Here is an 18,667-nt window from a genome sequence, read left to right as displayed (position 1 = left end):
CCCGCTCCTACGGGCTCCGGGCGATTTGCGCGTTGCTTCAGGCGCTGCGCCGGGCGTTCTCCAGCGCCTGGTCGAGCGCCGCCAGCAGTTGCGCGTTGGTGATCGGTTTGTGCAGCCAGATGACTCGCTCCGGGAACAGCGCCTCGTCGAATTGATGAGCGGCGGAGATGACGATGATCGGCAGGCCCTGCATCGCCGGCTTGTCGTGCAGCTCCTCGATCAGCTGGACGCCGCTGCCATCGGGCAGGTGCAGATCCAGCGTCATCGCCTCGTAGTGCCCGCTGGCGAGCTTCTCGCGGGCCTGGTGCAGGCTTTGCACGCGATCCGCGGCATAACCGCCTTCGCGCAGCATCAGGTGCAGCAGGCGGCCGGTGTCCGGTTCGTCTTCCACCACCAGGATGCGCGGCAGTTCCTCGCGGCTTTCCACTTCGCCGGCAGGCGTCTGGACCGGCAGCTCGCACCAGAAGGTAGTGCCCTGGCCCGGCTCGCAGTAGAAGCCGACGCTGCCGCCCATGCGTTCGATCAGTTCCTTGGTGATGGCCAAGCCCAGTCCCGTGCCGGATTTCTGCCGGCTGTCGGAGGCGTCCGCCTGGGCGAATTTCTCGAATACGCGCGCACGGAAGGCTTCCGGAATGCCCGGCCCCTGATCGGTGACACTGATGCGCACCCGCGAGCCGCGCAGGCTGCTGTGCACTTTGATCTCGCCGCCTTCTGGGGTGAACTTGATGGCATTGGAGAGAAAATTGCCGAGTACCTGCTGCAGGCGCAGGCCGTCGACCCAGACCAGCGCGTCCGCCGGATGCTCCAGCGTACAGTGCACGCCGTGCTGTTCGCAGAACCCCTGATTGCTCGCCAGAGCCTCTTCGAGCAGTCGGCCGAGGGAGTGCTCGCGCAGCTCGAAGGTCATCTTGCCGGCGGCGATCTTTTCCATGTCCAGCAGGTCGTTGATCAGGTGGCCCAGGCGTAGGCTGTTGCGATGGGCGATCTCGAGCATCTGCTGCATGGCCGGCGGCGCGGCACCGAGGGCGCCGCCGACGATCAGCCCGAGGGCGCCGCTGATGGAGGTGAGCGGCGTGCGCAGCTCATGGCTGACGGTGGAGACGAAGTCGTTCTTCATCTGCTCGACGCGCTTGCGCTCGGTGAGGTCCATCAACGTGCCGCTGATGCGCAGCGCCATGCCCTGGGCATCGCGCTGGATGTAGCCGCGCACCAGCACCGGCAACACGTGGCCGTCCTTGTGCCGCAGGCGCAGTTCGCTGGTGAAGCGATCGACCTTGGCCAGCATGGTCTGCGCCAGCCGGGCCTTCTGTTGGGCGAGGTCGTCGGCGACCATCAGCCGCTCCCACAGCTTGAGGTCCGTCGGCAGCTCGTTCGGCCGGTAGCCGAGCATGTCCCAGGCGCGGGGCGAGGCATAGGTGGTGCCGGCTTCCAGATCCAGGTCCCAGAGGCCGTCGTTGCTGCCCTTGAGCGCCAGCGACAGGCGCTCCTCGCTCTGGCGCAGGTCATGCTTGCTCTTGTTGATGTGCCGGGTCATTTCCTCGGCCAGCGCTTCGGCGCGGCTGTGGCGCAGCGCCAGCGAGGAGGTGAGGCAGAACAGCAGCAGGCTCAGGCCCAGCCCGAGGCCGACCACCAGCGTTTCGTTGGTATGAAAGCGCGCCTCGAATGCCGGCAGGCTGTCCAGGCGCAGGGTCCAGGTCTGGCCGTAGAGCTTCAGTTGCCGTTCCTGGCTGTATTGGGCGGTACCGGCCTCGGGTATTGCCCCGGTGGCATAGATCAGGTGCTGCGGCTGCTCGTCGGCACTGGCATAGATGCGCAGGGCCAGCGGCAGATTGCTGGCCTGAAAGATGCCGTGCATCAGGTCGTCGACCCGGTAGGGGCTGTAGACGAAGCCGACCAGCGCCTGCAGGCGCTGCTCCGCTGTGGCCAATGGCTGTCCGGCTGCGTATACCGGTACGTAGAGCAGCAGGCCGGCCTGCTCCTGCCCGTGGGTCTCCTGCATCAGCCTGACCTTGGCGGTGATGCTGGTTTCGCCCAGGCGGGCGGCGCGGCGCATCGCCTGGTGCCGGGTCGGCTCGGCGTACATGTCGTAGCCGAAGGCGGCCAGGTTGCGGTCGGCGAAGGGCTCCAGATAGACGATCGAGGTGTAGAGTTCGCGCTGCCCGGCCGGGTGGATGTCGTAGTCGGGATAGCCCTGCGCCCGGACGCTGGCGATGTGCGCGGCACGTTCCCCGGGACGAATGGCCTGGGCGAAGCCGACGCCCTGGATGCCGGGATAGCGATCCGGCAGCCGCAGGCGCTCGACATAGGTGCGCCACTGCTCGCGGCTGACCGGCCCGGCCGCATCGAACAGCCCGGCGCCACCCAGCAGGATCTGCTCATGGTCGACCAGGCGTTTGCGAATCGCCTCGGTGATCTTCTCGCGCAACATGTCGAACTGCTGCTCGGCCGCGCGGTTCTCGTTGGTGTGCAGGTTCTGCAGCACGATCAGCTGGACCAGCAGCGTGAACGTCAGCACCACCCAGGCAATGCTGTTTCGCCAGGTGAAGTACTGTCGCAGGCCCTGTTCCGGGCGGTGGTCTGTCGCGGGGTCGCTCATCATCTTCGCTGCGGTACGCGGTGGTGAAACCGGGTTTGCTTCCTGCCGAGGCGAATGCCCGGTGGCGAGCAGGCCCAGTATGCCGCAATGCGCGGCATCCCAGCGCCCTGCCGGGCGAGTCTGCGACCGGGCGCACGGCCGCCGCCTCGCGCAGGAAAAGCGCTAGCTTACTTGGCGTGATGGCATATTGATATATCTGGTCCGTCAGCGACGCGGCGAATGGCTCTTCTGTCCGTAGTCCAGTTCGCTCGGGCGCCAATCGATGTCCGCTGCCGGAAGGGGCCGGGCGAAGCCGTAGCCCTGGCCGAAGTCGCAGTCGTGCGCCAGCAGGAAGGCCGCCTGGTCGATGGCCTCGATACCTTCGGCGACCACCTGCAGGCCGAGGTTGTGGGCGAGGCTGATGACCGAGCGGGTGATGGCGGCATCGTCGCGATCCTCCGGCAGCCCCCTGACGAAGCCCTGGTCGATCTTCAGCTTGTGCACGTTCATGCGCTTGAGGCGCTGCAGTGACGAATAGCCGGTGCCGAAGTCGTCGATGACCAGGTGCACGCCGAGCGCGCGCAGCCGCTGCAGCAGCTCCAGGGCGGCATCGGGGTCCTGCATCACCGCGCTTTCGGTGATCTCCAGTTCCAGGTAACGGGCGTCCAGGCCGCTGTCGGCGAGCGTGGTGGCGACCTGCAGGTCGAGTTCGCCGAGCCCGAACAGCCGGCTGGAGATGTTCACCGCGATGAAGCCGAGCGGGCGACCCTGCAGCAGCCATTCGCGTGCCTGGCGGCAGGCCTGTTCCATGACCCAGCGGTCGATGGCGCTGATCAGCCCGCTCTCTTCGGCGATGGGGATGAAGGTCGCCGGGGCGATCAGCCCCTTCTCCGGATGCTGCCAGCGCACCAGGGCTTCGAAGCCGGCGATCTCGCCCTGGCGCAGGTCGTAGATCGGCTGGTAATGCAGGCGCAGCTGTCCTTGCTCCAGCGCCTGGCGCAATGCGCTGGCCAGCTCGACACGCTGGCGGGCCTGGCTGGTCAGCTCCTCGGAGTAGAAGGCATAGGTGCAGCGGCCGCTGTTCTTAGCCTTGAACAGCGCCGAGTCGGCGTTTCGCATCAGCTGCTCGACGTTCTCGATGTCGCTCGGATAGGGGAACAGCACGATGCCGATGCTCGCGCCGCTGAACAGCTGCTGATCATCGATCCGGTACGGCTCGTTCAGCCGGTCGAGGATGCGCAGGGCCAGGGCGGTGGCCTTCTCGGCGCCATGCTCTTCGCAGAGCAGGGCGAATTCGTCGCCGCCGAGGCGGCCGAGCGTCATGCCTTCTTCCAGATGCTCGCCCAGGCGTGCGGTGACGGCCTGCAGCAGGGCATCACCCAGGCTGTGGCCGAGGCTCTCGTTGATGTCCTTGAAGTGGTCGAGGTCGATCAGCAGCAGCGCGCCGCTGCGCTTCTGCGAACGGGCGCGCTCGAGTGCCTGCTTGGCGCGTTCGGTGAACAACAGGCGATTCGGCAGGTTCACCAGCGGGTCGTAGTGGGCGAGCTGGTCCATTTCCTCGCGCGAGCGCTTGAGCGCCGAGAGATCGGAAAACACCGCCACGTAATGGCTGAGCTGGCCCTGATCGTCATGGATGCTGCGCAGGTTCTGCCACACCGGATAGATCTCGCCGCTCTTGCGGCGGTTCCAGATCTCGCCGCTCCAGGCGCCTTCGCTGTCCAGGGCCTGCCACATCCGCTGATAGAAGCCGGTGTCGTGCTTGCCGGAGGCGAACAGCCGCGGCGTCTGCCCGAGGACTTCTTCCGCGCTGTAGCCGGTAATGCGGCTGAACGCCGGATTGACATGCACGATGTGCTGTTGCGGATCGGTCACCAGCACGCCTTCCTGGGTCGTGGCGAACACCGCCGCGGCCTGTCGCAGGCTGGCTTCCTGTTGCTTCTGGGTGTTGCGTTGTTCGGCGAGACGGCGGAAATGCTGGCGGCTGAGCAGGTACAGCAGGATGCTGGTGATCGTCACGAACAGCGCGCCCTTGCCCATGTGCCAGGCCTGGCTGCCGCCGCCGGGCAGCTGCTCCAGCAGCGCATCGCCGAGCAGCACCCAGAGCATCGAGAGGACGAAGTAACCCAGGCTCAGCCGAAGGAGGTGCATATTCATTTCTCTTCAAATCCGATCCAGGTACTGCATGAAGAAAACCGCCTGTGCCGTCGGCTGCGGGATTCGCTTGCGGCAGGCGATGCCCCACTAGACGCCGAGCCGGCAGCGGGTGTCACCGCCGTTCATCGCTGCTCAGAGCCAGGCCGGCCACCAGCCCGGGTAGTTCGGCACGATCCGCTGCAGATAATGGCTGCCGCCGAGCTGGCGCATCTGCTGGCGAATCCAGGCGGCGCGGTTGTTCACATAGTTGTTCGGTTGTCCGGCGCTCCATTGCCGCGGGTTCGGTAGCACTGCGGCCAGCAGGCTGCTCTGGCGGGTCGACAGATAGGGCGCGCCCGTGCCGAAGTGATGCCGCGCCGCCGCCTCGGCACCGAAGATGCCATCGGCCCATTCGACGCTGTTGAGGTAGACCTCGAGGATGCGTTGCTTCGGCCACAGCAGTTCGATCAACGCGGTGAACCAGGCTTCCAGTCCCTTGCGCAGCCAGCTGCGGCCGGACCAGAGGAACAGGTTCTTGGCCACCTGCTGGCTCAGCGTGCTGGCTCCGCGCAGCGAACCACCGCTTTCGTTGTGGCTCAGCGCCGCCCGGATCGCGCCGATGTCGAAGCCCCAGTGCTCGGCGAACTTCTGGTCCTCGGCGGCGATCACCGCCATCTTCAGGTCGTCCGGCAGCTCGCGCCACGGCCGCCAGTCGCGCGTCAGGTCGATGGCCTGGCCGCTGCGCCAGGACTCGATCTTGCGCTCGATCATCAGGGCGGTGAAGGGGGGCGGCACCCAGCGAAACAGCAACACCAGCAGCGCCGAGAGCGCGATCAGCCAGAGCAGCAGTTTGGACAGGCGGCGCAGCAGAGGTCGGAGCATGTCGCATGGTCGTGGGCGAAAAGAGCGGGCATTATAACGACCGCATCGAACATTGAACGGAAAAGGGAATGATTCGTCCTTATCTCGTGCTCGCCGCCCTGTTCGGCTTCAGCGGCGTCGCCCTCGGCGCCTTCGCCGCCCACGGACTGAAGAACCGGCTGAGCGTCGACTACCTGGCCATTTTCCAGACCGCTGTGCATTACCAGCTGATCCATGCGCTGGCGCTGTTCGGCGTCGCGCTGCTGGCACTGCAGCTGCCGAGTCGCCTGCTGGCATGGGCGGGCGGGCTGTTCATCCTGGGCACCGTGCTGTTTTCCGGCAGCCTCTACCTGCTGACGCTGACCGGCGTCGGCAAGCTCGGTATCGTCACCCCGTTGGGCGGCACGGCGTTCCTCGCCGGCTGGGCGTGCCTGGCGCTGGCCGGCTGGCGCGCGCGCCGCTGAGCGGGACGAATGGCGGCAGCCTGCGCCTTGGTGCGCTGGGTGGTTCGGGCTAGAATGCCGACCCCTTTCGCAATGGCGGCGAACAGTATGCAGATTCAGTTGAACGGCGAACCCTACGAGCTGCCTGTCGGCCAGACGGTGGCCGAGCTGCTCGCACATCTGGAGCTGACCGGGCGCCGGCTGGCGGTCGAACTCAACCGCGACATCGTGCCGCGCAGCGCGCATGCCTCGACCGAACTCAAGGAAGGCGACCATGTCGAGGTGGTGCACGCCATCGGCGGCGGCTAGCCCGGCCGCACCGGCACCCCTTACCCGAAGCGTCCGCCGCGGTGCGGCGGGCGTTGTGCTGTATCACGTCTGAACGAGGATTTCCCATGCGCCCAGTTCCGAACGACAAGCCTTTTACCCTGGCCGGTCGCACCTATCAATCGCGCCTGCTGGTCGGCACCGGCAAGTACAAGGACCTCGAAGAAACGCGCGCGGCCATCGAGGCCTCGGGCGCGGAAATCGTCACCGTCGCGGTGCGCCGCACCAACATCGGCCAGAACCCCGGCGAGCCGAACCTGCTCGACGTGATCAGCCCCGAGCGCTACACCATCCTGCCGAACACCGCTGGCTGCTTCACCGCCGAGGATGCGGTGCGCACCTGCCGCCTGGCGCGTGAGCTGCTCGACGGTCACAAGCTGGTCAAGCTGGAAGTGCTGGCCGACCAGAAGACCCTGTTCCCCAACGTCATCGAGACCCTCAAGGCCGCCGAAGTGCTGATCGCCGACGGCTTCGACGTGATGGTCTACACCAGCGACGACCCGATCATCGCTCGCCAGCTGGCCGAGATGGGCTGCATCGCGGTGATGCCGCTGGCCGGCCTGATCGGCACCGGGCTGGGCATCTGCAACCCCTACAACCTGCGCATCATCCTCGAGGAGGCGAGCGTGCCGGTGCTGGTGGATGCCGGGGTCGGCACCGCTTCGGACGCCACCATCGCCATGGAGCTGGGCTGCGAGGCGGTGCTGATGAACAGCGCCATCGCCCATGCGCAGAACCCGGTGCTGATGGCCGAGGCGATGAAGTACGCCATCGAGGCCGGGCGCCTGGCCTACCTTGCCGGACGCATGCCGAAGAAACTCTACGCCAGCGCCTCGTCGCCCCTGGACGGGCTGATCCGCTGATCGACTCCCTGGCCGGCCCTGGCGCTAGCGTCGCCGGGGCCGGCTTTTTTATTCCTGCAGGTACCCCATGACAGAGCAGAGCACCGCGTCCGAGCCGCAGCAACCCGAACACCGCCGCACCATCAAGAGCTTCGTGATGCGCGCCGGGCGCATGACCGAGGGGCAGCAGCGTGGCCTCGAACAGGGCTGGCCGAAGTTCGGCCTGGCGCTGGAGGATGGCCTGCGCGATTTCGACCGAGTGTTCGGCCGCCAGGCGCCGAGGACCTTCGAGATCGGCTTCGGCATGGGCCATTCGACGCTGGAAATGGCCGCGGCGGCGCCGGAACAGGACTTCATCGGCGTCGAAGTGCATAAACCGGGCGTCGGCGCGCTGCTCAGCGGACTTCTGTCACAGAACTTGAGCAACGTCCGGGTCTACAGTTGCGACGCGCTGGAGGTGCTGCGCGATTGCGTGGCCGACGCCAGCCTGGACCGGGTCCTGCTGTTCTTCCCCGATCCCTGGCACAAGAGCCGCCATCACAAGCGGCGCATCGTCCAGCCGGCCTTCGCTGAGCTGGTGCGCCGCAAGCTGAAGGTCGGCGGCGTGCTGCACATGGCCACCGACTGGGAAGCCTACGCCGAGCACATGCTCGAGGTGATGAACGCCGCGCCCGGCTACCGCAACCTGGCCGCCGACGGACGTTGCGTCGAGCGCCCGGCGGAGCGGCCGGTGACCAAGTTCGAGCGTCGCGGCGAGCGCCTCGGCCATGGCGTCTGGGACCTGAAGTTCCAGCGTATCGACTGAGCAGAACAACCAGCGGTTGCGCTCGGGCGCGGCCGCAGCCACCAGGCAACCCTGTGCGCGCGCCGCTCGGACGCGGCGCTGCGCCAGGTCGTGCCGTCGTTTTCAAGCACTGAAAAGAGCCGCAGCAGCGGCCACAGGGAATCGAATGCCGGGCCAGGAAGGCCTGCTTGCCCACACCGAACAACAATGCGAAGCCGGCGGCCGTGGTGCAGCGAAGCCGCACCCGTCGTCGCGCGAACAGGGGGGAGTAGAGGATGTACGGAAAGATCGGAGTGCTGGTGCTGGCGGCCTGTGCCGCCCTGCAGGTGCAGGCCAGGGTGGACGATGCACAGGCGGTGCGCCTGGGGCAGGACCTAACCCCGCTGGGGGCGGAGCGCGCCGGCAATGCCGCCGGAACCATTCCCGCCTGGAGCGGAGGCGTCGCGCCACCGGCCGATTACCAGCCAGGCATGCACCACCCGGACCCGTTCGCCACCGACCCGCTGCTCTATCGCGTCGACCAGGGCAACCTCGGCGAATACGCCAGCCTGCTGCCCGAGGGGCTCAAGGCGCTGCTGGAGCGCTATCCCGAGTTCCACCTGCGGGTCTTCCCGAGCCGGCGCAGCGCCGCGGCCCCGCAGCGTATCTATGACGCCACGCGCTTCAACGCCGTCAGCGCCGAGCTGATCGCCAACGGCAACGGCATCCAGGGCGCCGCGGCCGGTATTCCGTTCCCGCTGCCACAGGACGGCATGGAGGTGATCTGGAACCACATCCTGCACTACAAGGGCGACCAGAGCCACATCGTCAACAGCCAGGCGGTGGTGATCGGCGGCAAGCCGACCTACATCAAGCGCGATCGCCACGTCTATTACGTCTACAACCGCGAGGGCATGGCCCAGGCGGATCTCGACAATACGCTGCTGTACTACAAGTACCGCGTGACCGCGCCGGCCAAGCTGGCCGGCACCGCGCTGGTGGTCCAGGACCCGCTGGACCAGGTCCTCACCACCCGCAAGGCCTGGCGCTACAGCCCCGGCGAGCGCCGCGTGCGCCGCCTGCCGTCGCTGGCCTACGATTCGCAGCAGCCGGACACCAGTGGCCTGGCCACCGCCGACGTGGTCGATTCGTTCAACGGCGCGCCCGATCGCTACGAATGGATGCTGCTGGGCAAGCGCGAGATGCTGGTGCCCTACAACAGCTACGCGGTGCACCAGCAGGGCATCGCCTACGACAGCATCGTGCAGGCCCGCACGCTCAACCCGCAGCTGCTGCGCTACGAGCTGCATCGGGTGTGGGTGGTCGAGGCGAAGCTGCGTACCGGCTTCAGCCATGTCTACGACAAGCGTCGTTTCTATATCGACGAGGACAGCTGGCAGATCCTCGCCGTGGATCTGTACGACGCCAGCGGCGAGCTGATCGGCCTGCAGGAAAGCCACCCGATCAGCTATTACGAGGTGCCGATGTTCAACAGCACCCTGGAGACGCTGTACCACCTCAAGGACGGCAACTACTTCGTCGATGGGCTGGACAACAACGAGCCGATGTACGACTTCGAGGTCAAGCTCAGCCCGCGGGACTTCTCGCCCCAGGCGTTGCGGCGTGGTGCCAACTGAGCCGGCCGGAAACTCAAAAGCATCGCCCCGAGGTCGGGCCTCCCACAAAAAACCGTCAGTGCACATGACGTCCCTGTGGGCGGCGCGACCTCGCGGCGATGCAGGCCGTAGGCCTGCCAGAAGCTCAAGGGTATCGCCCTGGGGACGGGCCTTCTGTGAACACCGAACCCTTTCGCTGCGCCGGGTAGGCGCCCCCTAGTTCCGATCGGCAATCACCCCGATGATGAACAGCACCAGCAGCAACACCGGCGCCAGGGTGTAGTTGTTGAAGTGGGCCAGCCCCTTGGCCAGCCAGGGGCTCAGGTAGATGATGCCGAGGCCGTAGACCACGGCGCAGAACAGCACGAACAGCAGCGTGCGCAGGATGAAGTTCAGCCCACCGATGTTCTTCTGCACCCAGGCGTTGAGCGCCGGGCCGAACAGCACGAAGAGAGTGGCCATGATCGCCAGGGAGATATCGGACAGGTGGCTGCGGCTCCAGCGCGACAGGGTGGCGATCAGGTCGAGTAGCAAATCCATGCAGGGTCCTATGGCAGAAAGAGTTGCAGCAGGTCGTTGAGAAATAGCTGGCCCTTGGGCGTGGCGACCAGGCGCTGTGGATCGGGAAGCAGCAATCCGCGCGCTTCGGCCTCGCGGCGGGCCGTGGCCAGCACGCTCAGCGGCAGGCCGGTGCGCTGAGTGAACAACAGCGCGGGCACGCCGTCGGTGAGGCGCAGCACATTCATCAGGAATTCGAAGGGCAGCTCATCCGGCTGCAGCTGCTTGTCGCCGGCGCGGAAGGCCTTGGCCGGGTCGAGGTAGTCCTTCGGCAGGCGGGTCTTCCAGCTGCGCAGGATGCGTCCGTCGGTCTGGCTGAGCTTGGCATGGGCGCCGGCGCCGATGCCGAGGAAGTCGCCGAAGGTCCAGTAGTTCAGGTTGTGCCGCGCCTGCCGCCCGGGCTGGGCATAGGCCGAGGTCTCGTACTGGCGATAGCCTTGCTCGGCCAGCAGCGCCTGGCCGGCTTCCTGGATGTCCCAGAGGATGTCGTCTTCCGGCAGTTGCGGCGGCTGGCTCCAGAACACCGTGTTCGGCTCTAGGGTCAGCTGGTACCAGGACAGGTGCGCCGGCTGCTGGGCGATGGCGGTGCGCAGGTCGCCCAGCGCATCCTCCAGGCTCTGGTTCGGCAGGCCGTGCATGAGGTCGAGGTTGAAGTTGTCGAAGCCGGCGGCGCGGGCCATGTCGGCGGCACGGATGGCCTCGTCGCCATCATGGATGCGCCCCAGCGCCGCGAGCTTGTCGGCCTGGAAGCTCTGCACGCCGATCGACAGCCGGTTGATGCCGAGGCTGCGGTAGTCGCGAAACTTGGCCTGTTCGAAGGTGCCCGGATTGGCCTCCAGGGTGATCTCGATGTCATCGGCGAAGCCGATGCGGCGCTCGATCCCCTCGAGAATGTGTCCCAGCGCGCGCGCCGAGAACAGGCTCGGCGTACCGCCGCCGAAGAAGATCGAGCTGAGCCGACGACCCTGCACCTGCGCGAGATCGCCTTCCAGGTCGGCCAGCAGCGCATCGACATAGGCCTCTTCAGGCAGCGTCGGGCCGGCGGCATGGGAGTTGAAGTCGCAGTACGGGCATTTGCGCACGCACCAGGGAATATGGACATAAGCCGCCAGAGGCGGCAGCTGGAAGCTGGAAGCTGGAAGCTGGAAGTGGGTGATGCGCTTTTCGCTTCCGGCTTCCAGCTTCCGGCTTCCGGCTCCGCTCATGCGATTCCCAGCCGCTGCTTGAGCAGGGCCATGGCGCGGGCGCGGTGGCTGAGCCGGTTCTTTTCGATGGCCGGCAGCTCGGCGCTGGAGCAGTCGCGTTCCGGTACCCAGAACAGCGGGTCGTAGCCGAAGCCGTGCTCGCCACGCGGGGCATGCAGGATGCGCCCGTGCCAGAGGCCTTCGCAGAGGATCGGCAACGGGTCCTCGGCATGCCGCACCAGCGCCAGGGCGCAGACGAACTGCGCGTCGCGTTCGGCGTCCGGCACGTTGGCCAGCACGTCCAGCAGCTTGGCATTGTTCGCCGCGTCGCCCTGGCCATCGGCGTAGCGCGCCGAATAGATGCCCGGCGCGCCGCCAAGGGCGTCGACCGCCAGTCCCGAGTCGTCGGCCAGCGCCGGCAACCCGGAAATCCGTGCCGCATGGCGCGCCTTGAGGATGGCATTCTCGACGAAGGACAGCCCGGTCTCTTCCGGCTCGACGTCGCTGAACTCGGCCACCGAGCGCACGCGTACCGCGTCGCCGAGCATGGCCTGCAGTTCCTTGAGTTTGCCGGCGTTGTGGCTGGCCAGCACCAGTTCGTGGAAAGGCATCATTGATCGGGGAAGAATTCCTGGTTGAAGTCGAAGCTGAACGGCTCGGCGCCGGTCGGCTGCACGGTCAGGCTGAAGCGCAGGGTTTCCTGCGAATCGAAGGGGAACTGGGCCAGGTAGTAGATCGCCTCATCGCCTTCCTTGAGCTGCTTGAAGTTCAACGGGCGATCCTGGCCGAGCAGGTTCTTCACCTGGCCACTGACCTGGGCCGCGACCGGCTTGCCACCCTTGAGCACCGAGATGTTGACCACGCCCTGGGTCTTGCTGCGCACCAGCCCCGCGGCGGCGGCGACGTCGGGCTGCAGGAAGCCGGAGTTGAAGGCGATGTAGTGGATGTCGTACTCGCCGACGCTGTGTTTGCGTTCCGCGAGCGCCGGTAGCGTGAGCAGGGCGGCCAGCAGACAGATCAGGGCACGTTTCATGGTGGTTACCTCCAGCGTTGAAGCCGCTCAGCGGGAAGGTCCCGTGACGCGGTAGATGCCGATTTCCCCAAGCAGGTTCGGCCACAGGCGGCTGGCCCAGCCATGCTTGTGTTCACGGTCGACGGCCAGGCGTTCGAGCACCTTGGCGCCACGTTCCAGACACAACCGCTCGAAATCCTCGAAAGTGCAGAAGTGAATGTTCGGTGTGTTGTACCAAGTGTAGGGGAGGAACTCGGAAACCGGCATGCGACCCTTGCTCGCAAGGTACCAGCGACAGCGCCAGTGGCCGAAGTTGGGGAAGGTGATGATGCACTCGCGGCCGACCCGCAGCATTTCCTTGAGCAGCTTGTCGGGGTAGTGCACGGCCTGCAGCGCCTGGGTCATCACCACCATGTCGAAGCTGTCGCTGGCGAAGTTGCCCAGGCCCAGGTCGAGGTTCTGTTCGATGACGTTGACGCCTTTTTCGATGCAGGCGGTGATGTTGTCGGCGTCGATTTCCAGCCCGTAGCCGCTGACCTGCTTGTGGTCGCGCAGCCAGGCCAGCAGCTCGCCGTTGCCGCAGCCGAGGTCGAGTACTCGGCTGCCGGCCGGAATCCAGTCTTGGATGATGTCCAGGTCGGCGCGCATGTTCGTTCCTTATACGGCGATGCGGTTCATGTAACCGCGGAAGGCTTGCAGGTAGCGGGGGTTCGGAATCAGGAAGGCGTCGTGGCCCTGGGGCGCCTCGATCTCCAGGTAGCAGACGTTCTTGCGCGCGGCGAGCAGGGCATCGACGATTTCCCGCGAGCGCTCCGGCGAGAAGCGCCAGTCGGTGGTGAAGGACATCACGCAGAAATTCGCCTGGGCGACCTCGAAGGTTCGGGCCAGATCGTCGTCGTGGGCCGCGGCCGGGTCGAAGTAGTCCAGTGCCTTGGTCATCAGCAGGTAGGTATTGGCGTCGAAGCGTCCGGAGAACTCCTCGCCCTGGTAGCGCAGGTAGCTCTCGACCTGGAACTCGACGCTGTTGAAGTCGTAGTTGAGCTTCTCGCTCTTCAGCCCGCGGCCGAACTTGGTGCCCATGGCGTCGTCGGACAGGTAGGTGATGTGGCCGACCATGCGCGCCAGCATCAGCCCGCGCTTGGGGATCACGCCCATTTCCTGGAAGTGACCGCCATGGAACTCGGGGTCGGAGAGGATCGCCTGGCGCGCGACTTCGTTGAAGGCGATGTTCTGCGCCGACAGCTTGGGCGCCGAGGCGATGGCCAGGCAGTGGCGCACCCGTTCGGGGTAGCTGATGGTCCATTGCAGGGCCTGCATGCCGCCCAGGCTGCCGCCGACCACGGCAGCCCATTGCTCGATGCCGAGGCGCTCGGCCAGGCGCGCCTGGCTGTGCACCCAGTCTTCCACCGTGACTACCGGAAAGTCCGCCCCATAGGGCTTGCCGCTTGCCGGGTTGGTGCTGCCCGGGCCGGTGGAGCCGTTGCAGCCGCCGAGGTTGTTCAGGCTGACGACGAAGAAACGCTCGGTGTCGATGGGCTTGCCGGGGCCGATGCACGAATCCCACCAGCCGGGCTTGCGGTCGTCCAGGCTGTGGTAGCCGGCCGCGTGATGATGGCCGGAAAGGGCGTGGCAGATCAGCACGGCGTTGCTGCGCGCGGCGTTCAGCTCACCGTAGGTTTCATAGATCAGCTGGTAATCGGCCAGCGTGCGGCCACAGGCGAGTGACAGTGGTTCGGCAAAATGCGCGACCTGCGGACTCACCAGGCCAACGGAATCGGCGGGAATTGCAGTGGGCATCGACCCTGGGCTCTTGCTTGAAGAAGGCGGCAAAGTCTAAAGGTATGCGCGGCGCAATTCATCCTGAATCGCAGCGGCGCCAGGGTTCGTTGCCATTTCCTTCGCGCGCGCGACGAAACGGCAACGGGCTTTACCGGATCTGCGCATTGCTCAGGCTGACCACCTTGCCCTGGCGGCGGATCGGCGCCGGCCGGCGCAGCGCGCGGAGCATTTCCCCGGCCTGTGCCAGCTGCTGCTCCAGTTCGCCGCTGTAGCGGGTCAGCAATTGCCCGCGCTGGCTGTTCTGCTGGTTTTCCTGGGCCAGGGCCTTGAGCTGCAGGATGTGGGTCTCCAGTTGCTGCTTGTGCTCCAGGGAGAACTGCAGCAGTGGCGTCAGGGCATCGCCGGACCATTGTTCGGCCTCCTGGCGCAGGCGCTGGTGCAGGCCGATGACTTCCTGCACCAGGGTGGCGAAGAAGCGCCGGGTCAGCGTGCGCTGCTCGGTGAGCAGGGTCTTGAGCTGCAGGCGGAACTGATCGGCCTTGCCCTGCAGGCTCTTGAGCTCGCGCTGGTAGGGGACCAGCAGGAACTGCGGCGGGTCGATGCCGTGCAGCGGGTTCTCCTCGTTGTGCCGGCGGTAGATGGCCGCGACCATCTTGTTGGCGCGCTCGGCCTCCTGTTCGAGGATGCCCAGGTCCTGCTCCATGGAGCGGAAGAAATGCAGGATGGCGAGATTGATGCCGAGCGTGGTCAGGCTGCCGGTGAGGCTGCGGCGCAGGCGCGCCAGGTGTTCCTCCAGCCGCTCGGCGCGAATCGCCGCACGCAGCAGTTCGCCCTGGCGCTGCAGCAAACGCTGGTTGGTCCTCAGGTCGAGCAGGCGCTTGTGGTGGCGGTTGTGATCGTGCCGCGTGCGGGCGGTGAGCTCGAGCAGCATCTGGCCGCTGCCCTGCTGGTGGCTGGCCAGCAGGTCGCGTTGTTCGATGACCTTTTCCAGGCGCAGCTTGAGTACCTGCTGGCTGTTCTGCACCAGCGCCAGCACCTGGTGCACCACCTGGTCTTCCAGCTGGTGTTCCTTCTGCGCCAGGATGCGCTGGGCGAGCAGTTTTTCCAGGTGTTCCAGCCGGCTGCGCTCGAGCAGCGCCTGATCGCCGCGAATCTTCGCCATCAATGCCTGCTTGGCCGACAGCGGCAGCACGTCGGCGCTGTCGATGCCCAGCTGCTGGGCGGTGCCGGCCTGGATTTCGGCAATGGCGGCGTGCACGAAATCCTCGCCGGCCAGATCGTCCCAGAGCACGTCGATCTTGTTCAGCACGGCGAACAGGCTGCTCTGGGTGTCTTCGTCGAGCTGGCGGATGTGCTGCTGCCAGATCTGCATGTCGCTGGCGGTGACGCCGGTGTCGGCGGACAGCAGGAAGATGATGGCCTGGGCATTGGGCAGCATCGACAGGGTCAGCTCCGGCTCGCTGCCCAGGGCGTTGAGGCCGGGCGTGTCGAGAATGCGCAGGCCCTGGCGCAGCAGCGGGTGGTCGAAGTTGACCACGGCATGTCGCCAGGCCGGCACCAGCACCGCATCCGCGCTGCCGGCGCTCTCCAGCGCGCTCGGATCGAAGCCGAGCTGGATGGCCTGCTCCACCGGCATGGCCTTGGTCAGTGCGACCTGGGTGAAGGCTTCGACCATGCTGTCGGGATCTTGCGGGTCCAGCGGCAGGTTCAGCCAGTGGCGCGGGGTGCGCTTGAGCTGGGCGATGCTGGTGTCTTCCAGGCGTGATTCGATGGGCAGCAGGCGGATGTAGGAGCGCTCCGCGCGCGGATCGAACAGCAGTTCGGTGGGGCACATGGTGGTACGCCCGGCGCGCGACGGCAGGATGCGCTGGCCGTAGGCGGAAAAGAACAGGCTGTTGATCAGTTCGGTCTTGCCGCGCGAATACTCGCCGACGAAGGCCAGGGTGATGTGGTCGGTGCGCAGTACCCGCAGGGCCCGTTCCAGGCGGGCTGCGACGGCTTCGCTGTCGAGCCGGTTGTGCGCCAGCCAGCTGCGGTAGCGGGTGATTTCGCGGATCAGGTCGCGCTTCCAGGCGACGTAGGCGTCCACCTGTCGATCGAGTCGTTCCATGCTCATGCTGCCCCTGGGGGAAGTGGTCGGCGAATTATCGGATTCGCCTTTGCGAGGTCAATCGAGCCGGGGCCGGGAACCGCCGAAAGGGCCGGCAAGGCGCCTGGGCGGTCGTGGCTCGCTCGAAGTCCAGTTGTCCTCGTTCACCTCCTCGCGCATCAGGCGCGAGGCAGGATGGAAACAGCCGAGAAGGGCCGAGTCTACGTGCTATCGGGCGGCAATCCGAGCGGGTGTCTGGTCCCGCCTCGCCGCATGCGCGCAAAGCATGAACGGCGTCTCAGATCAGCATGCGCAGGATGTTCGGCATGTGCGTCATGGTGGCCAGGTTGTTCACTACCAGCATGTCCAGGAGCTTGATCGCGAGGAAGGCGAAGATCGGCGAGATATCCAGCCCGCCGAGGTTCGGCAGCAGGCGGCGGAAGGGCATCAGCAGCGGTTCGCAGAGCTGGTTGACCAGTTGCGCACCGGGGTTGTGGCTGCCCGGTGCGACCCAGGAGAGGATCACGCTGATGATCAGCGCCCAGAAGAAGATATTGAGGAACAGCCCGGTGATGCCGATCAGGCCCCAGATCAGCAGCAGCACCGGATTGCCGGTGGTGCCGTAGGCCACCAGCAGGAGCAGTGCCATCAGCACCATCTGCACGATCAGCGCCAGCAGCAGCGAGGACAGGTCCAGCGTGCCCATGCTCGGGATGACGCGGCGCATCGGTCGCAACAGCGGGTGGGTGGCCTTGACGATGAACTGGCTGAGCGGGTTGTAGAAGTCGGCGCGTACCAGCTGCAGGATGAAGCGCAGCAGCACGATCAACAGGTAGAGGCTGCCCAGGGTCTGGATGACGAGAATCAGGGCTTGCGAGAGTTGGGACATGAATGCTCCTTATTGGCCCAGTTGTTCGGCGAGTTCGGCCGAGCGTCGCGCGGCGGCGTTCAATGCCTGCTGTACCAGCCCTTCGAAGCCGCCGGCCTGGAAGGCTTTGATCGCCGCTTCGGTGGTTCCGTTCGGCGAGGTGACGCGACGGCGCAGTTCGGTGGCGTCGGCGTCGCTCTCGCAGGCCATGCGCGCCGCGCCGAGGGCGGTCTGCAGGGTCAGTTGCGCAGCGGTCTCCCTGGGCAGGCCGAGCTGCTCGCCAGCGGTGGTCATGGCCTCGATGAGCAGGAAGAAGTAGGCCGGCCCGCTGCCGGAGACGGCGGTCACCGCATCGATCAGGCGCTCTTCCTCGAGCCACAGCGCCAGCCCGACGGCGGACAGCAGCCGCTCGGCCTGCTGGCGCTGGGCAGCGCTGACCCGGGCGTTGGCGAACAGCCCGCTGACGCCCTGGCGCAGCAACGCCGGGGTGTTCGGCATGCAGCGCACGATCGCCTGCGGCTGCGGGCCGAGCCAGCCCTGCAGGCTGTCGCAGCTGATGCCGGCGGCGATGGAGACGATCAGCGGCGCATGCCCGAGGTGCTGGGCCAGGTCGCGGCAGACCGCCTGCATCACCTGCGGCTTGACCGCCAGCACCACCACGTCGGCGCCGGCCAGCGCCTGGGCATTCTCGGCGAAGGTCTGGATGCCGTGCTCGGCGGCGATCTTCGCGCGCTGCTCGGCGCCGGGGTCGCTGGCGCGGATGGCGTCGGCGGCGACGCCCTGGGCGCGCAGGCCGCCGATCAGGCTGGCGGCCATGTTGCCGGCGCCGATGAAGGCGATGCGGGGAGTGCTCATGGAGGATTCCTTCAGTGGGGGCGGCCGTAGTCACGGGCGCCGAACAGGGCGGTGCCGATGCGGACCCAGGTCGCGCCCTCGGCGATGGCGGCCTCCAGGTCCTGGCTCATGCCCATGGACAGGGTGTCGAGACCGAGGCCGAGTGCGTCGCGCAAGGCCCGCAGGCGGGCGAAGGCGGCGTGTTGCTCGGCGGGGTCGTCGCTGGGTGCCGGGATGCACATCAGCCCGCGCAAATGCAGGCGCGGCAGGCCGGCGACGGCCTGTGCCAGCGGTTGCAGGTCTTCCGGCGCGCAGCCGGACTTGCTCGCCTCGCCACTGACGTTCACCTGCAGGCAGACGTTCAGTGGCGGCAGCCCCGCGGGGCGCTGATCGGACAGGCGCTGGGCGATCTTCAGCCGGTCCACCGAATGCACCCAGGCGAAATGCTCGGCGATAGGCTTGGTCTTGTTCGACTGGATAGGGCCGATGAAATGCCAGGTCAGCGCCAGGTCGGCCAGCGCGGCCTGCTTGTCCAGCGCTTCCTGCAGGTAGTTCTCGCCGAAATCGCGCAGGCCGGCGGCGAACGCCTCGCGGATGGCGGCGGCCGGCTGGGTCTTGCTCACGGCGAGCAGGCCGACGTCGGCGGGATCGCGCGCCACAGCTTGCGCCGCCTCACGGATGCGCGCTGCGACCTTTGCAATATTCTTCTCTATCGTGGACATTACTTGCGCCCGCCGCCTCAGGGTCTGCGCGGCATTCTACCTGCTTGCTTGTAATTGGGGA

Annotated in this window: 18 protein-coding genes; 5 read left to right on the top strand and 13 right to left on the bottom strand. The window is 66.6% G+C overall.

Annotation, left to right across the window (positions count from 1 at the left end):
- Nucleotides 1-37: 37 nt before the first annotated feature.
- The 3 genes from CXK94_RS11100 to mtgA form a co-directional block, all read right to left on the bottom strand.
- On the bottom strand, nt 38-2,596 hold the full coding sequence (locus CXK94_RS11100; RefSeq protein WP_102894472.1) for a hybrid sensor histidine kinase/response regulator: 2,559 nt from the start codon (nt 2,594-2,596) through the stop codon (nt 38-40).
- A gap of 204 nt (nt 2,597-2,800) precedes the next feature.
- Nucleotides 2,801-4,729, bottom strand: coding sequence for a phosphodiesterase DibA (gene dibA, locus CXK94_RS11095; protein ID WP_102894385.1), 1,929 nt, complete (start codon nt 4,727-4,729; stop codon nt 2,801-2,803).
- A 132-nt stretch (nt 4,730-4,861) separates the two neighbouring features.
- Nucleotides 4,862-5,590, bottom strand: a complete 729-nt coding sequence (gene mtgA / locus CXK94_RS11090; RefSeq protein WP_102894384.1) for a monofunctional biosynthetic peptidoglycan transglycosylase — start codon at nt 5,588-5,590, stop codon at nt 4,862-4,864.
- A gap of 68 nt (nt 5,591-5,658) precedes the next feature.
- Between mtgA and CXK94_RS11085 the strand changes: the two genes are divergently transcribed.
- From CXK94_RS11085 to CXK94_RS11065, 5 genes are all read left to right on the top strand, one after another.
- On the top strand, nt 5,659-6,033 hold the full coding sequence (locus tag CXK94_RS11085) for a DUF423 domain-containing protein (RefSeq protein WP_037038005.1): 375 nt from the start codon (nt 5,659-5,661) through the stop codon (nt 6,031-6,033).
- A gap of 87 nt (nt 6,034-6,120) precedes the next feature.
- The gene (thiS, locus tag CXK94_RS11080) at nt 6,121-6,321 is read left to right on the top strand and encodes a sulfur carrier protein ThiS (protein WP_037038004.1); all 201 of its coding nucleotides are present in this window, start codon (nt 6,121-6,123) and stop codon (nt 6,319-6,321) included.
- An 86-nt stretch (nt 6,322-6,407) separates the two neighbouring features.
- A complete protein-coding gene (locus CXK94_RS11075) occupies nt 6,408-7,202 on the top strand; it encodes a thiazole synthase (RefSeq protein WP_102894383.1) in 795 nt (264 codons plus the stop codon).
- A 67-nt stretch (nt 7,203-7,269) separates the two neighbouring features.
- Nucleotides 7,270-7,986, top strand: a complete 717-nt coding sequence (gene trmB, locus CXK94_RS11070) for a tRNA (guanosine(46)-N7)-methyltransferase TrmB (protein ID WP_037038002.1) — start codon at nt 7,270-7,272, stop codon at nt 7,984-7,986.
- 254 nt (nt 7,987-8,240) lie between these two features.
- Nucleotides 8,241-9,581: a DUF1329 domain-containing protein gene (locus tag CXK94_RS11065; RefSeq protein ID WP_102894382.1), complete on the top strand. Its 1,341-nt coding sequence runs from the start codon at nt 8,241-8,243 to the stop codon at nt 9,579-9,581.
- Nucleotides 9,582-9,776: 195 nt separating this feature from the next.
- Here the strand turns inward: CXK94_RS11065 and CXK94_RS11060 are convergent, their stop codons facing one another.
- The 10 genes from CXK94_RS11060 to CXK94_RS11015 all read right to left on the bottom strand — a co-directional run bounded on the left by CXK94_RS11060 (nt 9,777) and on the right by CXK94_RS11015 (nt 18,606).
- Entirely contained in the window at nt 9,777-10,100 is a 324-nt protein-coding gene (locus CXK94_RS11060; protein WP_037037997.1) for a DUF3392 domain-containing protein, read from the bottom strand.
- An 8-nt stretch (nt 10,101-10,108) separates the two neighbouring features.
- A complete protein-coding gene (gene hemW, locus CXK94_RS11055) occupies nt 10,109-11,323 on the bottom strand; it encodes a radical SAM family heme chaperone HemW (RefSeq protein ID WP_102894381.1) in 1,215 nt (404 codons plus the stop codon).
- Nucleotides 11,320-11,916 carry an RdgB/HAM1 family non-canonical purine NTP pyrophosphatase gene (gene rdgB / locus CXK94_RS11050; RefSeq protein WP_037037995.1) on the bottom strand — a complete coding sequence of 199 codons (597 nt, stop codon included), beginning with the start codon at nt 11,914-11,916 and terminating at the stop codon, nt 11,320-11,322. The genes hemW and rdgB overlap by 4 nt, the downstream gene beginning before the upstream one ends.
- Entirely contained in the window at nt 11,913-12,335 is a 423-nt protein-coding gene (locus tag CXK94_RS11045; protein WP_037037992.1) for a DUF4426 domain-containing protein, read from the bottom strand. Before CXK94_RS11045 ends, rdgB begins: the two co-directional genes overlap by 4 nt.
- Nucleotides 12,336-12,362: 27 nt before the next feature.
- Nucleotides 12,363-12,962: a methionine biosynthesis protein MetW gene (gene metW / locus CXK94_RS11040; protein WP_037037991.1), complete on the bottom strand. Its 600-nt coding sequence runs from the start codon at nt 12,960-12,962 to the stop codon at nt 12,363-12,365.
- 9 nt (nt 12,963-12,971) lie between these two features.
- On the bottom strand, nt 12,972-14,111 hold the full coding sequence (gene metX / locus CXK94_RS11035) for a homoserine O-succinyltransferase MetX (protein ID WP_037037989.1): 1,140 nt from the start codon (nt 14,109-14,111) through the stop codon (nt 12,972-12,974).
- Nucleotides 14,112-14,241: 130 nt separating this feature from the next.
- Entirely contained in the window at nt 14,242-16,209 is a 1,968-nt protein-coding gene (locus CXK94_RS11030) for a dynamin-like GTPase family protein (RefSeq protein WP_102894380.1), read from the bottom strand.
- Between the two features lie 271 nt (nt 16,210-16,480).
- Nucleotides 16,481-17,071, bottom strand: coding sequence for a YggT family protein (locus tag CXK94_RS11025; protein ID WP_037037984.1), 591 nt, complete (start codon nt 17,069-17,071; stop codon nt 16,481-16,483).
- 9 nt (nt 17,072-17,080) lie between these two features.
- The gene (gene proC, locus CXK94_RS11020; protein WP_102894379.1) at nt 17,081-17,905 is read right to left on the bottom strand and encodes a pyrroline-5-carboxylate reductase; all 825 of its coding nucleotides are present in this window, start codon (nt 17,903-17,905) and stop codon (nt 17,081-17,083) included.
- 11 nt (nt 17,906-17,916) lie between these two features.
- Nucleotides 17,917-18,606, bottom strand: a complete 690-nt coding sequence (locus CXK94_RS11015; RefSeq protein WP_102894378.1) for a YggS family pyridoxal phosphate-dependent enzyme — start codon at nt 18,604-18,606, stop codon at nt 17,917-17,919.
- Between the last annotated feature and the right edge of the window lie 61 nt (nt 18,607-18,667).

Source organism: Stutzerimonas stutzeri (genome assembly GCF_002890915.1).
Taxonomy (GTDB): Bacteria; Pseudomonadota; Gammaproteobacteria; order Pseudomonadales; family Pseudomonadaceae; genus Stutzerimonas; species Stutzerimonas stutzeri_AF.
Note: the sequence above shows the minus strand (reverse complement) of the source record. Positions and strands in the feature narration are given on the sequence as shown.

Excerpts from the sequence above, each read along its gene's own strand:
- metX (WP_037037989.1), bottom strand. The coding sequence starts at position 14,111 with ATGCCCACTGCAATTCCCGCCGATTCCGTTGGCCTGGTGAGTCCGCAG.
- CXK94_RS11030 (WP_102894380.1), bottom strand. The coding sequence starts at position 16,209 with ATGAGCATGGAACGACTCGATCGACAGGTGGACGCCTACGTCGCCTGG.
- CXK94_RS11065 (WP_102894382.1), top strand. The coding sequence starts at position 8,241 with ATGTACGGAAAGATCGGAGTGCTGGTGCTGGCGGCCTGTGCCGCCCTG.
- CXK94_RS11075 (WP_102894383.1), top strand. The coding sequence starts at position 6,408 with ATGCGCCCAGTTCCGAACGACAAGCCTTTTACCCTGGCCGGTCGCACC.
- CXK94_RS11100 (WP_102894472.1), bottom strand. The coding sequence starts at position 2,596 with ATGAGCGACCCCGCGACAGACCACCGCCCGGAACAGGGCCTGCGACAG.
- CXK94_RS11060 (WP_037037997.1), bottom strand. The coding sequence starts at position 10,100 with ATGGATTTGCTACTCGACCTGATCGCCACCCTGTCGCGCTGGAGCCGC.
- proC (WP_102894379.1), bottom strand. The coding sequence starts at position 17,905 with ATGAGCACTCCCCGCATCGCCTTCATCGGCGCCGGCAACATGGCCGCC.
- mtgA (WP_102894384.1), bottom strand. The coding sequence starts at position 5,590 with ATGCTCCGACCTCTGCTGCGCCGCCTGTCCAAACTGCTGCTCTGGCTG.
- CXK94_RS11085 (WP_037038005.1), top strand. The coding sequence starts at position 5,659 with ATGATTCGTCCTTATCTCGTGCTCGCCGCCCTGTTCGGCTTCAGCGGC.
- thiS (WP_037038004.1), top strand. The coding sequence starts at position 6,121 with ATGCAGATTCAGTTGAACGGCGAACCCTACGAGCTGCCTGTCGGCCAG.
- CXK94_RS11025 (WP_037037984.1), bottom strand. The coding sequence starts at position 17,071 with ATGTCCCAACTCTCGCAAGCCCTGATTCTCGTCATCCAGACCCTGGGC.
- dibA (WP_102894385.1), bottom strand. The coding sequence starts at position 4,729 with ATGAATATGCACCTCCTTCGGCTGAGCCTGGGTTACTTCGTCCTCTCG.
- CXK94_RS11045 (WP_037037992.1), bottom strand. The coding sequence starts at position 12,335 with ATGAAACGTGCCCTGATCTGTCTGCTGGCCGCCCTGCTCACGCTACCG.
- CXK94_RS11015 (WP_102894378.1), bottom strand. The coding sequence starts at position 18,606 with ATGTCCACGATAGAGAAGAATATTGCAAAGGTCGCAGCGCGCATCCGT.
- hemW (WP_102894381.1), bottom strand. The coding sequence starts at position 11,323 with ATGAGCGGAGCCGGAAGCCGGAAGCTGGAAGCCGGAAGCGAAAAGCGC.
- trmB (WP_037038002.1), top strand. The coding sequence starts at position 7,270 with ATGACAGAGCAGAGCACCGCGTCCGAGCCGCAGCAACCCGAACACCGC.
- metW (WP_037037991.1), bottom strand. The coding sequence starts at position 12,962 with ATGCGCGCCGACCTGGACATCATCCAAGACTGGATTCCGGCCGGCAGC.
- rdgB (WP_037037995.1), bottom strand. The coding sequence starts at position 11,916 with ATGATGCCTTTCCACGAACTGGTGCTGGCCAGCCACAACGCCGGCAAA.